This is a genomic window from Pseudomonas sp. DSP3-2-3, from assembly GCF_049898225.1.
Taxonomy (GTDB): domain Bacteria; phylum Pseudomonadota; class Gammaproteobacteria; order Pseudomonadales; family Pseudomonadaceae; genus Aquipseudomonas.
The window spans coordinates 19288-33694 of the sequence record NZ_JAFCXH010000026.1 but is presented as its reverse complement, the minus strand read 5'-3'; the positions used below and the strand labels follow the sequence as shown (position 1 = coordinate 33694).

The following is a 14407-nucleotide window of genomic DNA, read 5'->3' as shown; positions in this document are numbered from 1 at the left end:
AATCAGAATTTCAGTTTCGGGTTGCTTGGACGCACTTCGGCGCCGGACTGGCCTTTTGGCGAAATCAGCTGTACCTGAAGTTTTTGCGTGGCCGGGAATGACTTGAAGATCTGCGACAGATCGAGGGTTTTCAGCACCGCCGGAACCTTGCAGACGAAGGTGTAGTTGCCATGAATCTCGCTGTGCTCGTGGTGTTCCCCGGCCTTGGCGTCGTCATGATCGTCGGCATCGGGCTTGTCGCCGAACAGCGGGCTTTCCAGCTTCAAGGAGGTCACCGAGCACTGCGCCGCTTCCGGCATGCTGAACAGCGCGTTGGGCTTGAGCAACACTTCGCGGGCTGCGGCGACCTTGGCCTTGTCTTCTGCGCTGGTAGCTTCGTGCTCGAAGCCGACGATGTTCATCGCCGGGCTATCCAGTTCGAATTCCAGCTTCTGACCTTCCAGCGCCACGTCCAGTCGACCCACGCCATGCTCATGCGCGCCGAGGCTGCCATGTTCATGATCGTGGTCGTGCTCATCAGCCGCCTGAGCGATGGCGAGCGGCAGCAGGACGAACGGCAGAGCAAGAAGCAGACGGCGCATAAAACAGTCTCCGGGACACATTTGGATAAAATCGTTATGTGATCTTATAACAGTTATGCTTCCGGCGGGTATTTCAATCTTTAAATGCGGTTATCCCAAGGCCGCGTCTGGCGCAGGTCTTTGGCCAGCGTATAAATGAGGTCGCGGCCACAATGGCTGGTCCAGCGTAGGGTTTCGATGAGTCGATGTTCATCGGGAGTGAGGTAGGCGAAGCCCTGGCGTTTGGCTTCGTGGAGGCATTCGAGGGATTGATGGGACGGGCAGCTGTGTTTCAGATTTTTCATGTACATATCCTTTGTCAAAAAAAGACTGCCACACGACGCTGCGTTCGAAGGGTGGCGGCTGTATACGGGTTCGCAGACCGAGGCAAAGGCATCCCGGCACACCATCAGGTGTCCCACATACAGCCGCCATTAAGCGTTTTGTAAGTTTGTCTGCCTTTGCTGATTCGGGCTGCGAAATCCGTTCGCTGCTGCTGCAACGACCGGCGCACATTACCGATGCGAGACGCGATCCACGAGGTAATGACAGCGATTCATAGCGTAGGAAATGTCTACAGATTGACACCGAATTCGTAGGAGCGAGGCTTGCCCGCGAAGAGGCCGGTACCTCCGATACACATCCTGCGTCTGACCTGACGCCTTCGCGGGCAAGCCTCGTTCCAACGAGTATTTCAATTTTTAAATGTGGTTATCACCGGCCTCTTCGCGAGCAAGCTCGCTTCCACCCTGAAATGCGTTCTACTTGTGGGAGCGAGCTTGCTCGCGAAGGCGGTGGTTCAGACAATGAAGATCAATCAGGCAAGCACCGAATCTATGCGAGCATGTCCCCCGGCAAAAAAATGAGGAAACCCCCATGTTGCGTATACGCGGAACCGTCGGCGACTGGCCGGTGGATTTGACCCTGGAGCTGGACGAAGGCGATTGGGCGCAGTTGGGCGTGCAGCTCAAGGCCGCCAAGCCGGAAGCGGCGGTGGCCGACAGCAAGCCGGTGACTCAAGACGACGCGCTTTGGCAAATCGCCCAGGACCTGCTGCGCAAGGCTGGGCAGATGAACGGGCCGGAATTACTTGATCAACTGGAAGGACTGACCGGCAGCACGGCGGCGGGCAAGCGCTTGCTGGTGCGCTTGCGCCACAACGCGCAGGTCAAGGTCGAGAGCGGCCAGGATGCGCCGCTCTATATCTGGAAGGATTAAGCTGGGAGGACTAGTACAGCGCAGCGAACAACTTGCGGCGGTAAGCCGTGACCAGCGGGTGATCGTTGCCCAGCAGGTCGAACACTTGCAGCAACGTTTTGTGCGGCAAGCCATCGGCGTAATTGCGGTTGCGGATGAACAGTTTCAACAGGCCTTCCAACGCGGCTTCGTACTGCTGGCGCGCCAGTTGCTGAATTGCCAGTTGATGCACGGCTTCGTCGTCCTGCGGGTTTTGCGCGATCCGCGCCTTGAGGTCGGCGGCGTCCGGGAAGGCTTTGGCTTCGGCCAGGAACGTCAGTTGCGCACGGGCACCGGCCAGCTCGGCTTTATGTTCGTCACCGCTGACGGCATCCAGCACTGCACGGGCTTCGCCCAGTTCGCCACGCTCCGCCAGGCAGCGCGCATACAGAATCAGCGCGGCGGCGTTGGTGTTGTCTTCAGTCAGCAACTGTTGCAGCGCGGCCTCGGCTTCGGCGAAATGACTTTCAGCGAACATTTCCTGGGCCAGTTTCAGCGGGTCGGCCGCGACAGGCGCGGGCATGACCACGTGCTGATCGAGAATCTTGCGAATCTCCGATTCAGGCTGCGCACCGGTAAAACCGTCGATGGGCTGACCGTCCTTGAACAACACCACGGTTGGCAGGCTGCGAATGCCGAAGCGCGCGACGATGTCTTGCTCGGCGTCGCAGTCGACTTTGGCCAGCAGCAACTCGCCTTGGTATTCCTCGGTGATTTTTGCCAGCAGCGGCATCAGCACCTTGCACGGTGCACACCACTCAGCCCAGAAGTCCACCAGCACGGGTTGGTCGAACGACTTGTCGATGACCAACTGCTGGAAGGTCGCGTCAGTGGCGTCGAAGATGTAGGAGGTTTCCTGGTTCATTGCGAGTCTCGGGGGAATCTGAATGCCGCCAACTATAAAGGGCGCGTGGGATTGCGCAAAGCGGTGCATTGGCCGCTCTCCCCGTAGGAGGGAATTTATTCCCGAAGAGGCCGGTGCAAGCACTGCAAATCAGGCAGGCTGAAATGACGCCTTCCCGGATGAATCCAGTCCCACGGGTTCGGCTTGGGTATTAAGGCGCCGGCTCGAATTGCAGCTGACCCAGCGCTTGAGTGGTGGGTTGCTGAATTTGCACCGACGGCAGGTGCAGGATCAACTGCCCGGATTTGCTCGCGCGCCCGCGCAGTTCGACCCGCGCCCCGGCTGGAAAGGCTTCGGGATTGAAACGCAGCTGAAACGGCAGCGACTGATTGTTGCCCGCCAGCTTGGTACTGGTCAGCAGTTTTTGCGGACGACCCTGGTTGTCGATCACCAGCAACGCCAGTTCGACTTCGGCGCCAGCGGGCACGCCGAGCAATTGGCCGCTGAGTTCGCGCTGATAAGGCAGCAGCGGTTCCGGGCCAGCCGGGGCTTTGCTGACAGGTGCGGTCACAGCCTTGGCCGGGGCCGGTTTGGCGGCATCGTTACTGCTGCACGCAGCGAGCAGCCCGACGAGGCCGAGCAAGACAAACGGTCGTAGCGTCATGAACAGCTCCAACAAATACTAATATGAAGGACGGCCATGGGAACCGTTCATTCATCGCTGACGGGAGGTTAAAAGTGTCGCATCGCGGGCAGTATTACCGAACGCCGCGTGCGCTGCGCGTCTATATACCGCAAAGGCCAAGACTTGTCTTGCCTGCGGGATGCGCTACCATGGCGGCCCTTCCTATTTTTGTTGCCTGCGACCATGCACTGTCCCTTCTGCGGTGCCAACGACACCAAAGTCATCGACTCACGCCTTGTTGCCGAAGGCGAACAGGTACGTCGCCGTCGCGAATGCCTGGCTTGCGGTGAGCGCTTCACGACGTTCGAAACCGCCGAACTGGTGTTGCCGCGCCTGATCAAGCAAGACGGCAGCCGTCAGCCGTTCGACGATGAAAAGCTGCGCGCCGGTATGCAGCGGGCCCTTGAAAAGCGGCCGGTCAGCGTCGAGCGTCTCGAAGCCGCGCTGGTCCACATCAAGCACAAGCTACGTGCGACCGGTGAGCGCGAAGTCAAATCCCTGGTGGTCGGCGAGCTGGTCATGGCCGAGCTGCAGAAGCTCGACGAAGTGGCGTATATCCGCTTCGCGTCGGTTTATAAACGTTTTCAGGATCTCAACGAGTTTCGCGAAGAAATCGACCGCCTGGCTCGTGAGCCGGTTAAAGAGTGAGCGCCCCGTTGACTGAGCAAAACGCTCTGGACACCCATTACATGGCCCGCGCGCTGGAACTGGCGCGCAAAGGCATTTATTCGACGCATCCCAACCCTCGGGTCGGCTGTGTGATCGTGCGCGACGGGCAGATTGTCGGCGAAGGCTGGCACGCCCGCGCTGGCGAACCCCACGCGGAGGTCCACGCGCTGCTGCATGCGGGCGACAAGGCCCGAGGCGCGACCGCTTACGTCACCCTTGAACCGTGCAGTCATCACGGACGCACGCCGCCCTGTGCCGACGCGCTGGTCAATGCCGGTGTCGCGCGGGTTGTCGCGGCCATGCAAGACCCCAATCCCGATGTCGCCGGTCGCGGCCTGCTGCGCTTGATGGGCGCCGGGATTGCGGTGCAGAGCGGTGTGCTGGAAAGCGAAGCCCGCGCACTGAACAAAGGCTTTTTGAAGCGTATGGAAAAAGGCTTGCCTTACGTGCGGGTCAAAATGGCCATGAGCCTGGACGGTCGCACGGCCATGGCCAGCGGCGAGAGCCAGTGGATTACCGGCCGCGAAGCGCGCTCGGCGGTGCAGCGTCTGCGCGCCCAGTCGAGTGTTGTGCTCACCGGCGCGGACACGGTTTTGGCGGACAACGCGCGCTTGACCGTGCGCCCTGACGAGCTAGGCCTGAATGCCGAATTGACCGCCTTGGCGATGACCCGTCCGCCGCTGCGGGTATTGGTCGATGGCCGCTTGCGGGTGCCATTGAGTGCGCCGTTTTTTCAGGCCGATCATGCTTTGGTCGCGACTTGCGCCGCAGCGTCGGCCCGTGAGCGCTATCACGCTGAAGGGCATGACATGCTGGCCCTGGCGAGCGCCGATGGCCACGTTGATTTGCGTAGATTGCTGGTCGAACTGGCCGCCCGTGGCGCCAATGATGTGTTGATCGAAGCCGGCCCGCGTCTGGCCGGGGCGTTTACGCGCCTTGGGTTGGTGGATGAGTTTCAGATTTTTATCGCGGGCAAGTTTCTCGGCTCTTCGGCCCGGCCGCTGCTCGACCTGCCGCTGGCGCAGATGAGTGAAGCGCTGGAGCTGAACATCGTGGAAATGCGCGCAGTCGGCAATGACTGGCGAGTCACTGCGATACCCACGCCGCTCGCGGGCGTATAATTTCGGCCTTTCGCTCAGCGCGCAGGCTTTGGTCTCCTGGAGAACCCCATGTTTACCGGCATCATCGAATCCATCGGCAGCATCCGCGCCATGACCCCTAAAGGCGGCGATGTCCGCGTTTATGTGGAGACCGGCAAGCTCGATCTGGGCGACGTCAAACTGGGCGACAGCATCGCGGTCAATGGCGTCTGCCTGACTGCGGTGGAGCTGCCGGGCGACGGTTTCTGGGCTGACGTCAGCCGCGAAACCCTCGACGTGACGGCGATGGTCGATCTCAAGCCTGGCAGCCGCGTCAATCTGGAGAAAGCCCTGACGCCGACGACGCGTCTGGGCGGCCATCTGGTCAGCGGCCACGTTGATGGCGTTGGCGAAATCCTGTCTCGCGAAGAGAATGCCCGGGCGATTCAATTTCGCGTTCGCGCCCCGCGCGAGCTGGCCAAGTACATTTCTCATAAAGGCTCGATCACGGTCGATGGCACCAGCCTCACCGTGAACGCCGTGGATGGCGCTGAATTCGAACTGACCATCGTGCCGCACACCCTGGCTGAAACCATCATGTCCGACTACCGTGCGGGCCGTAAGGTGAATCTGGAAGTGGACCTGCTGGCGCGTTATCTGGAGCGTCTGTTGATGGGTGACAAGGCGGCCGATTCCTCCAAAGGGCAGGCTGGCACCATTACTGAAAGTTTTCTGGCCGCCAACGGCTACCTCAAATCCTGAATCAAGGGGGTGCCACGTGGCGCTCAACAGCATTGAAGAACTGGTTGAAGACATTCGCCAAGGCAAGATGGTCATCCTTATGGATGACGAAGATCGCGAGAACGAAGGCGATCTGATCATGGCCGCCGAGTGCGTCAAAGCCGAGCACATCAACTTCATGGCCAAGCACGCCCGTGGGCTGATCTGCATGCCCATGACCCGCGAGCGCTGCGAGACCCTCAAGTTGCCATTGATGGCGCCACGCAACGGTTCCGGTTTCGGCACCAAGTTCACTGTGTCCATCGAAGCCGCCGAAGGCGTGACCACCGGCATCTCCGCTGCCGACCGCGCGCGCACCGTTCAAGCGGCCGCTGCCAAGGATGCCAAGGCCGAAGACATCGTCAGCCCCGGGCACATCTTCCCGTTGATGGCCCAGGCGGGCGGCACGCTGTCCCGCGCCGGTCACACCGAAGCCGCCTGCGACCTGGCGCGCATGGCCGGTTTCGAGGCCAGCGGCGTGATCTGCGAAGTGATGAACGATGATGGCACGATGTCCCGTCGCGCCGAGCTGGAAACCTTTGCCGCCGAACACGGCATCAAGATCGGTACCATCGCCGACCTGATTCACTACCGGATGATCCACGAACGTACCGTTCAGCGGATTGCCGAGCAGCCGCTGGACAGCGAACTGGGCCAGTTCAATCTGGTCACCTACCGCGATTCGGTGGAAGGCGACGTGCACCTGGCGCTGACCCTGGGCAAGATCTGTGCAGAAGAACCAACACTGGTGCGAGTGCACAACATGGACCCGCTGCGCGACCTGTTGATGGTCAAACAGCCCGGCCGCTGGAGCCTGCGCGCCGCTATGTCTGCGGTCTCCGAGGCGGGCAGTGGTGTCGTGCTGTTGCTTGGTCACCCGCTGGATGGCGACGTTTTACTCGCGCATATCCGCGAAACCGCCGAGCAGTTGCCGATCAAATCGCCGACCACTTACAGCACGGTTGGCGCCGGTTCGCAGATCCTTCGGGACCTGGGCGTGCGTAAAATGCGCCTGATGAGCTCACCAATGAAGTTCAATGCGATATCCGGTTTCGATCTGGAAGTTGTAGAATACGTGCCCTCCGAATAAATACCGGCAGGGCGTTCGCCGTCATACACGCAAGGTGTGTGCAGCTTTCGCCCTGACAGTTACGATTCGTGGCCTAAAATCCCTCAAAGTTCGCCGCCAAGGCGTGCTTGCTCTTTAAGACGAGACTCACCCGAATGACCCTGAAGACCATCGAAGGTACCTTCATCGCCCCCCAAGGTCGCTATGCCCTTGTGGTAGGCCGTTTCAACAGCTTTGTCGTGGAAAGTCTGGTGAGCGGTGCCGTTGATGCCCTGGTTCGCCATGGCGTAAGCGAAAGCGACATCACCATCATCCGCGCGCCGGGTGCCTTCGAAATTCCGCTGGTTGTGCAGAAAGTAGCGCAACTGAGCGAATACGCCGCCATCGTTGCCTTGGGCGCCGTCATTCGTGGTGGTACTCCGCATTTTGAATACGTGGCTGGTGAATGCGTCAAAGGCCTGTCTCAGGTTTCCATGGAATTCGGTATTCCGGTCGCCTTCGGCGTGCTGACCGTTGACTCCATCGAGCAAGCCATCGAGCGTTCCGGCACCAAGGCTGGCAACAAAGGCGCAGAAGCTGCGTTGTCCGCCCTTGAAATGGTTAGCCTGCTGGCGCAGTTGGAGGCCAAGTGATTTCTGACGAGAGCGATCAGTTCAACCCCCGCGAAGAAAAGTCGCCGGAAGTTGCCAAGAGCAAGAGTGCCAAACGTCGCGAAGCGCGCCAGATGGCTACCCAGGCTCTGTATCAGTGGCACATGGCAGGTCATTCGCTGAATGAAATCGAGGCGCAGTTCCGCGTCGACAACGATTTCAAAACAGTTGATGGCGCTTACTTCAGCGAATTGTTGCGCGGCGTGCCGACCAACAAGGACGAAATCGATGCGGTTCTGGCGCCATGCCTGGACATCACCATCGAAGAACTCGACCCGGTTGAACTGGCCATCCTGCGCCTGTCCACCTACGAGCTGCTCAAGCGCATCGACGTGCCGTACCGCGTTGTGATCAACGAAGGCATCGAACTGGCCAAGGTCTACGGCTCCACTGACGGCCACAAGTTCGTCAATGGCGTGCTGGACAAGCTGGCTCCGCGCTTGCGTGAAGTCGAAGTCAAGGCGCACAAGCGCTAGAACTGGCATCGACCCGTTGGCGCTGTGACTGTGGGAGCGAGCTTGCTCGCGAATGCGGTATTTCAGGCAGATAAATATGCTGGATTTGCCAATCTCTTCGCGAGCAAGGTGGATCGCCACCCCGGTCGCTCCCACAAGTGCATGCCACTCCGACGTGTTGTGCAGGACGAGATTGAAATGGGCGAGTTCGAGCTGATCCGCAATTACTTCGCCGCTGCGCCCTGTGCGCAAGTGGGTGAAGGTGTCGCTTTGGGGATCGGTGACGACTGCGCCTTGCTGACGCTGCCGCCCGGCAAGCAGTTGGCAATTTCCACCGATACGCTGGTCGCCGGGGTGCATTTCCCCGAGGTTTGCGACCCTTTCCTGCTCGGCCAGCGCGCACTTGCGGTTTCCGCCAGTGACCTTGCGGCCATGGGCGCCACGCCCGTTGCCTTCACCCTTGCCCTGACCCTGCCGGAAGTCCAGGCCGACTGGCTGCAGGCGTTTGCTCGCGGTTTGAACGTCATGGCGCAAAGCTGTGGGCTGCGTTTGGTGGGCGGCGATACGACGCGCGGGCCATTGAGTCTGACGCTGACGGTTTTCGGGCGCGTGCCTGCGGGTCAGGCCTTGACCCGCAGCGGGGCGAAACCCGGCGATCTGCTGTGTGTCGGTGGTTCGCTGGGTGATGGAGCAGGCGCTTTGGCGCTGGTGTTGAACGAGCGCGAAGCTGAGGCGTCTACCGCAGAGTATTTATTGGCGCGCTACTGGTCGCCGCAGCCGCAAATCGCGCTAGGGCAGGCATTGCGTGGCAAGGCTACAGCCGCGCTGGATATTTCAGACGGCCTGCTTGCCGATTGCGGACATATCGCGCTGGCCTCCAGGGTGCGCTTGCTGGTCGAGCGGGATTTGCTGCCGCTGTCCGAACAACTGCTGACGTTGTTTGGCTTGCAGGCCGCGCAACAGGCGGCGCTCAGTGGCGGTGATGACTACAGGCTGGCCTTTACGCTACCGGTGCAGCATTTGACCACTTTGCAAGAGGCCGGTTGGCCGGTGCAGGTCATTGGCCGTGTCGCAGCGGGCGAGGGCGTTGCGCTGATCGACGCCAATGGGCAGGACATTCCCGTCCTGACTCGCGGCTATCAACATTTTCGGGAGACACGGTGACAGATCATCCTAAGCAGGTCCCGGCGGAACACGTTCCACCGTCGGTCTGGACCAATCCCTGGCACTTCCTCGCGTTCGGCTTCGGCTCCGGTACCCTGCCCAAAGCGCCTGGAACCTGGGGCTCCATCGTCGCCGTGCCGTTCATTCCGCTCTGGCAAATGCTGCCGGACTGGGGTTACTGGCTGATGCTCGGCATCACCATGCTGTTCGGCTTCTGGCTGTGCGGCAAAGTCGCCGATGACCTTGGGGTCCACGACCACGAAGGCATCGTCTGGGATGAAATGGTCGGCATGTGGATCACCTTATGGCTGGTGCCCGAAGGTTGGGTCTGGCTGTTGGTGGGATTCCTGGTGTTCCGCTTCTTCGACATCCTCAAGCCTTGGCCAATTCACTGGATCGACCGGCATGTCCATGGCGGCGTGGGCATCATGCTCGACGATGTGCTGGCCGGGGTATTCGCCTGGCTGGCGATGCAGGTCCTGGTCTGGGGCTGGCACTTTATTTGAAGGCTGAACGTGCGCCCCGCGCTGGCGATTGCCGGGCGCGGCGCATATTCCTCAATCTTCCTAAAGCATTGATCCAACTTCCTGATCTGTATGACTGATAATTCAGCCTAAGCGTCTGCAGGAACCTGCTGTTACAATGCCGCCTTGCGAATTTCCAGTCCTCATACTGATCAGGAGCACCCGGTGCCCGTCGTATTTGTCGCCGCTTCCAAGCTGCCAACCCCATTTGCGCAATTCACCATGCATGGCTTTCTTGAGTCTGCAACGGGGCGTGAACATATCGTTTTGAGCCTCGGCGACGTATCCGATGGCGCTCCGGTCCTCGGTCGGGTGCATTCCGAATGCCTGACGGGCGATGCCCTGTTCAGTCAGCGTTGCGACTGTGGCTCGCAGCTTGAGGCCGCCTTGCGCGCCATCGCTTCCGAAGGTCGCGGTGTTTTGCTGTATCTGCGTCAGGAAGGCCGCGGCATTGGTCTGCTGAACAAGATCCGCGCCTACGAATTGCAGGACGGCGGCGCCGATACCGTGGAAGCCAATGAGCGTCTCGGTTTCGCGGCAGACCAGCGTGATTACGCGATTTGCCTGCCGATGCTGCAGCATCTGGGCGTCGAGTCCCTGCGCCTGATGACCAACAATCCGCGCAAGGTCAAAGCCTTGACCGAGATGGGCATCACCGTCGCCGAGCGCGTGCCGCTGCATACCGGTCACAACCCGCACAACAAACTGTACCTGGCCACCAAGGCCGGCAAACTCGGCCACATGATGGGCAATGAACATCAAGGCGAGGCGGATCGCGCGTGATCCGCAACAACCTGAGGCGCCGCCTGGCGCTGGCATGGTGGTGGCAATTGGTAGTAACGCTGGCGCCCTTGCTGGCCGCCAGTGCGCTGTTCGGCTCCAGTAAAACCATGTCGCTGGTGTTGGCGATGCCGTTGTTTATCGCCGGACTGCTGTCGATGTTCGTCAGCCTCAAGCCGTTTGGTGCGTACAAACGCGCATTGATCAGCACCGAGGCCGCACTGGATACCCCCGAAGAAGCCGCCGTCTGGCGTCAGCTCGCCGCCGTCCGGGGCAAAGCCTTTCTCGCTGCCGGACTGCCCGCGTGGATTGCTGCCGCAGCAGTATTCGTCGGGCTGGAGGCAGTGCCGTTAGTGTTGTTGGCGATATCCAGCGTGGTGTTGCTGTATCTGTATCGGATACCGCGGCAGCTGGGTTGAGGTCACGTTCCCCAGTCTGATGAATTGTGGGAGCGAATTCATTCGCGAAGAGGCCGGTACCCCCAATGCATTTCCTGCGCTTGAAATACCGCCTTCCCGGATAAATCCGGTCCCACAACCCGATCAGCGCTCAACCAATCAACACCAGCCGCTCATTGATCGCCGCTTCAATCCCCGCTTCATCCAGCCCGCACTCGGCCAGCATTTGCGCAGGCTTGGCGTGTTCGACGTAAGCGTCCGGCAAGCCCAGATGCAGCACGGATTTGAGGATGTTCTCCCGCGCCAGGAATTCGCTGACCGCAGCGCCAGCGCCACCCATGACGGCGTTTTCCTCGATGGTCACCAGCAACTCATGATTGGCAGCGGCGTCGCGGATCAGAGCCTCGTCAATCGGTTTGACGAAACGCATGTCGATCACGGTGGCGTCTATCTTCTCGGCAACTTTCAACGCATCAGCCAATTGCACGCCGAACACCAGAATCGCAACCCCTTGGCCGTTGCGACGCACGACACCCTTGCCGATCTCAATGGGCTCAAGGCCGCTGTCGATCACCGCGTTCGGGCCTGAGCCGCGTGGGTAGCGCACTGCAGCCGGACCGTTATGCAGGTAGCCGGTGCTGAGCATCATGCGCAATTCGTTTTCATCACTCGGCGTCATCACCAGCATGCCGGGGATGCAACGCAGGTACGACAAGTCGAAACTGCCCGCGTGAGTCGGGCCGTCTTCGCCCACCAAACCGGCGCGGTCAATGGCGAACAGCACGTCGAGGTTTTGCACCGCCACGTCATGAATCAGCTGATCGTAGCCGCGTTGCAGGAAGGTTGAATAAATCGCCACGACGGGCTTGCTGCCTTCGCAGGCCATGCCCGCTGCCAGCGTCACCGCATGCTGCTCGGCAATGGCGACATCGAAGTAACGCTCCGGGAAACGTTCGCTGAACGCCACCAGATCCGAGCCTTCCTTCATCGCCGGAGTAATGCCGACCAGACGCGAATCAGCCTGCGCCATGTCGCAGATCCACTGGCCGAACACGCCGGAATACTTCGGTCCGCTGACCTTTTTCGGCGCGGCTACCGGAGCATTCAAGGGTTCGAGCTTGGTGATCGCGTGATAGCCGATCGGATCGGCTTCGGCAGGCGCAAAACCTTTGCCTTTCTTGGTCACCACGTGCAGGAATTGCGGGCCCTTGAGGTCACGCATGTTGCGCAGCGTGGCAATCAGGGTCGGCAGATCATGACCGTCGATAGGCCCGATGTAGTTCCAGCCCAGCTCTTCAAACAAGGTGCCGGGGACCAGCATGCCCTTGGCGTATTCTTCCGTGCGCCGGGCAATTTCCCAGGCACCGGGCAGACGTGACAGAACCTTCTTGCTGCCTTCGCGCATGCTGGCGTAAGTGCGGCTGGAAAGAATCTTCGCCAGATAGTTCGACAGCCCGCCGACGTTGCGCGAGATCGACATGTCGTTGTCGTTGAGGATTACCAGCATGTCGGCGGCGACTTCAGGCGCGTGGTTCAACGCCTCGAACGCCATGCCAGCGGTTAGCGCGCCGTCACCGATAACGGCGATGGCCTTGCGCGAATGGCCCTGCAAGCGGGCGGCAATCGCCATGCCCAATGCGGCGCTGATGGACGTGCTGGAGTGGCCGACGCCAAAAGTGTCGTACTCGCTCTCGCTGCGACGCGGAAAGGCGGCAACGCCGTCCTTCTGGCGCAGGGTGGCCATGCGCTGGCGGCGACCGGTGAGGATCTTGTGCGGATACGCCTGATGACCGACATCCCAGACCAGGCGGTCATCGGGCGTGTCGAACACGTAATGCAAGGCGATGGTCAGCTCGATGACGCCGAGACCGGCACCAAAATGCCCGCCGGTTTGGCCAACGGAATAAAGAAGCTCCAGGCGCAGTTCATCGGCCAGGGCTTCCAGCTCGGCTTCACCCAGCCGACGCAGGCCGTCCGGCGTTTCAGCACGGTCGAGCAACGGCGTGGCAGGGCGCTCGCGGGGAATCTCTTTGAACGTCGTGGGCATCAGGCGAATCGTTATAAGTAGAAGAGGCGGCAGTTTACCTGATGCATCGCATGCTGCCCATGAAGTGCGGCAGCGGATGCTCAGACACAAAGATCAAACACAAGGCTGTGACCTGACTAATGCGCGCCAGTTCGTCACGTTATGAAGGCTGATAGCCGTTTAGTTGCGCCGCTCGACGATGTACCGGGCTAGATCGCGCAGCGGTTGGGCGGCCGCGTCGAAAGGTCGCAGGGCGTCCAGCGCCTGATCGCGCAGCTCCAGGGCGTAAGCCTTGGCGGCATCGAGGCCGAGCAATGCGGGATAGGTGGGTTTGTCCCGGGCAATGTCCGCGCCCTGGCGTTTGCCGAGGGTTGCAGTATCGCTTTCAACATCGAGGATGTCGTCCTGGACTTGAAACGCCAGGCCGATGGCGCGGGCGTAGGCTTGCAACGCGTCGAGCCGGGCCTGATCCGCGTGGCCGCTGGCCAATGCGCCAAGTTTGACGCTGGCTTCGATCAGCGCGCCGGTCTTGTGCCGGTGCATGAAGGCCAGCGCGGTTTGATCAAGCTTGATACCCACCGAGCCCAGGTCAATCGCCTGACCGCCGACCATGCCTGCCGGACCGGCTGCGAATGCCAGCGCACCGATCATCTGCAGGCGCGTTTCTGCATCCTGCGGTGTCAGGCGCTGATCGAAGAGCGCAGTAAACGCCAGACTCTGCAAACCATCGCCAGCCAGAATCGCACAGGCTTCATCGAAGGCCTTGTGAGTGGTCGGCTGGCCGCGCCGCAGATCGTCATCATCCATGGCCGGCAAATCGTCGTGCACCAGCGAATAGGCGTGGATCAACTCCACCGCACAGGCTGCGCCGTTGGCATCATCAGCCTTGCCACCGAGCGCTTCGCAGGCCGCATACGCCAGCAACGGCCGCACACGCTTGCCGCCGTTCATCACGCTGTAGCGCATGGCGTCGTAAAGACGCGCCAGCTCCGGGCCAGGTGCCACAAACAGACTGTCGAGCGCCGCGTTGACGCGCAGCTGGCACTGGGCCTGATAGCTCGCAATCATTCGGGCTGTTCCGCATCGAAAGGCTCTTCGGCCAGCTCACCGTCACGCTCCAGCAACACCTGAACCTTCTGCTCCGCCTGCGCCAAAGCGCCCTGGCAGTCGCGAGTCAGGCGAATCCCCTGTTCGAACGCGGTCAACGAATCTTCCAACGACAACTCGCCGTTCTCCAGACGCTCTACCAGCGTTTGCAGATCAGCGAGGGATTGTTCGAAATCCAGTGCAGCTTTCTTGCGGGCCATGAGCGCTATTCCGGTAGAGGTTAAACCGCCGCGACACTAGCAGAGCGAGGGCTTTGGGGCAAATGGGGATGGGCCAGCGGTGCGGCAAAACAGGCAAACTGCTGGCACGTTAAGGAGCCTCATACGCGGCAATACCGATGGCTAACCCATACTCAAATCAGGGGCAAGAAGGCTTGCCAGC

Annotated in this window: 18 protein-coding genes; 11 read left to right on the top strand and 7 right to left on the bottom strand. The window is 60.6% G+C overall.

What is annotated here, in order from left to right; genetic code table 11:
* Positions 1-2: 2 nt before the first annotated feature.
* Together ACP7E4_RS23890 and ACP7E4_RS23885 are read right to left on the bottom strand one after the other, a co-directional pair.
* Positions 3-581 carry a DUF2796 domain-containing protein gene (locus ACP7E4_RS23890; protein WP_426117983.1) on the bottom strand — a complete coding sequence of 193 codons (579 nt, stop codon included), beginning with the start codon at positions 579-581 and terminating at the stop codon, positions 3-5.
* 80 nt (positions 582-661) lie between these two features.
* Entirely contained in the window at positions 662-865 is a 204-nt protein-coding gene (locus ACP7E4_RS23885; RefSeq protein ID WP_426117982.1) for a hypothetical protein, read from the bottom strand.
* A gap of 571 nt (positions 866-1436) precedes the next feature.
* On the opposite strand from ACP7E4_RS23885, the gene ACP7E4_RS23880 reads away from it, so the two are divergent.
* Positions 1437-1778 (top strand): hypothetical protein, encoded by a 342-nt coding sequence (locus tag ACP7E4_RS23880; RefSeq protein ID WP_426117981.1) that lies wholly within the window; start codon positions 1437-1439, stop codon positions 1776-1778.
* Between the two features lie 10 nt (positions 1779-1788).
* On the opposite strand, the gene trxA is transcribed toward ACP7E4_RS23880, so the two are convergent.
* On the bottom strand, positions 1789-2661 hold the full coding sequence (trxA, locus tag ACP7E4_RS23875) for a thioredoxin (protein WP_426117980.1): 873 nt from the start codon (positions 2659-2661) through the stop codon (positions 1789-1791).
* 190 nt (positions 2662-2851) lie between these two features.
* On the bottom strand, positions 2852-3304 hold the full coding sequence (locus ACP7E4_RS23870; protein ID WP_331150771.1) for a YbaY family lipoprotein: 453 nt from the start codon (positions 3302-3304) through the stop codon (positions 2852-2854).
* 204 nt (positions 3305-3508) lie between these two features.
* Here ACP7E4_RS23870 and nrdR point away from each other — a divergent pair, with 204 nt between their 5' ends.
* The 10 genes from nrdR (at position 3509) to ACP7E4_RS23820 (ending at position 10914) form a co-directional block, all read left to right on the top strand.
* A complete protein-coding gene (gene nrdR / locus ACP7E4_RS23865) occupies positions 3509-3973 on the top strand; it encodes a transcriptional regulator NrdR (protein ID WP_065833665.1) in 465 nt (154 codons plus the stop codon).
* A 41-nt stretch (positions 3974-4014) separates the two neighbouring features.
* The gene (ribD, locus tag ACP7E4_RS23860; RefSeq protein WP_426118010.1) at positions 4015-5115 is read left to right on the top strand and encodes a bifunctional diaminohydroxyphosphoribosylaminopyrimidine deaminase/5-amino-6-(5-phosphoribosylamino)uracil reductase RibD; all 1101 of its coding nucleotides are present in this window, start codon (positions 4015-4017) and stop codon (positions 5113-5115) included.
* A 48-nt stretch (positions 5116-5163) separates the two neighbouring features.
* A complete protein-coding gene (locus ACP7E4_RS23855; RefSeq protein ID WP_020289645.1) occupies positions 5164-5835 on the top strand; it encodes a riboflavin synthase in 672 nt (223 codons plus the stop codon).
* A 16-nt stretch (positions 5836-5851) separates the two neighbouring features.
* Positions 5852-6943, top strand: a complete 1092-nt coding sequence (ribBA, locus tag ACP7E4_RS23850) for a bifunctional 3,4-dihydroxy-2-butanone-4-phosphate synthase/GTP cyclohydrolase II (protein WP_426117979.1) — start codon at positions 5852-5854, stop codon at positions 6941-6943.
* A gap of 134 nt (positions 6944-7077) precedes the next feature.
* Positions 7078-7554, top strand: a complete 477-nt coding sequence (gene ribH / locus ACP7E4_RS23845; protein WP_020289643.1) for a 6,7-dimethyl-8-ribityllumazine synthase — start codon at positions 7078-7080, stop codon at positions 7552-7554.
* Positions 7551-8048, top strand: a complete 498-nt coding sequence (nusB, locus tag ACP7E4_RS23840) for a transcription antitermination factor NusB (RefSeq protein WP_426117978.1) — start codon at positions 7551-7553, stop codon at positions 8046-8048. Before ribH ends, nusB begins: the two co-directional genes overlap by 4 nt.
* Before the next feature lie 177 nt (positions 8049-8225).
* Complete coding sequence (gene thiL, locus ACP7E4_RS23835) at positions 8226-9191, top strand: thiamine-phosphate kinase (RefSeq protein WP_426117977.1); 966 nt, start codon at positions 8226-8228, stop codon at positions 9189-9191.
* Positions 9188-9697 carry a phosphatidylglycerophosphatase A family protein gene (locus ACP7E4_RS23830; RefSeq protein WP_020289640.1) on the top strand — a complete coding sequence of 170 codons (510 nt, stop codon included), beginning with the start codon at positions 9188-9190 and terminating at the stop codon, positions 9695-9697. Before thiL ends, ACP7E4_RS23830 begins: the two co-directional genes overlap by 4 nt.
* A 183-nt stretch (positions 9698-9880) precedes the next feature.
* Positions 9881-10498 carry a GTP cyclohydrolase II gene (gene ribA, locus ACP7E4_RS23825; RefSeq protein ID WP_426117976.1) on the top strand — a complete coding sequence of 206 codons (618 nt, stop codon included), beginning with the start codon at positions 9881-9883 and terminating at the stop codon, positions 10496-10498.
* Positions 10495-10914, top strand: coding sequence for an MFS transporter (locus tag ACP7E4_RS23820; RefSeq protein WP_426117975.1), 420 nt, complete (start codon positions 10495-10497; stop codon positions 10912-10914). Before ribA ends, ACP7E4_RS23820 begins: the two co-directional genes overlap by 4 nt.
* A gap of 130 nt (positions 10915-11044) precedes the next feature.
* Here the strand turns inward: ACP7E4_RS23820 and dxs are convergent, their stop codons facing one another.
* The 3 genes from dxs to ACP7E4_RS23805 all read right to left on the bottom strand — a co-directional run bounded on the left by dxs (position 11045) and on the right by ACP7E4_RS23805 (position 14226).
* Positions 11045-12940: a 1-deoxy-D-xylulose-5-phosphate synthase gene (dxs, locus tag ACP7E4_RS23815; RefSeq protein WP_426117974.1), complete on the bottom strand. Its 1896-nt coding sequence runs from the start codon at positions 12938-12940 to the stop codon at positions 11045-11047.
* 159 nt (positions 12941-13099) lie between these two features.
* The gene (locus tag ACP7E4_RS23810) at positions 13100-13987 is read right to left on the bottom strand and encodes a polyprenyl synthetase family protein (protein ID WP_426117973.1); all 888 of its coding nucleotides are present in this window, start codon (positions 13985-13987) and stop codon (positions 13100-13102) included.
* The gene (locus ACP7E4_RS23805) at positions 13984-14226 is read right to left on the bottom strand and encodes an exodeoxyribonuclease VII small subunit (RefSeq protein ID WP_020289635.1); all 243 of its coding nucleotides are present in this window, start codon (positions 14224-14226) and stop codon (positions 13984-13986) included. Before ACP7E4_RS23805 ends, ACP7E4_RS23810 begins: the two co-directional genes overlap by 4 nt.
* Between the last annotated feature and the right edge of the window lie 181 nt (positions 14227-14407).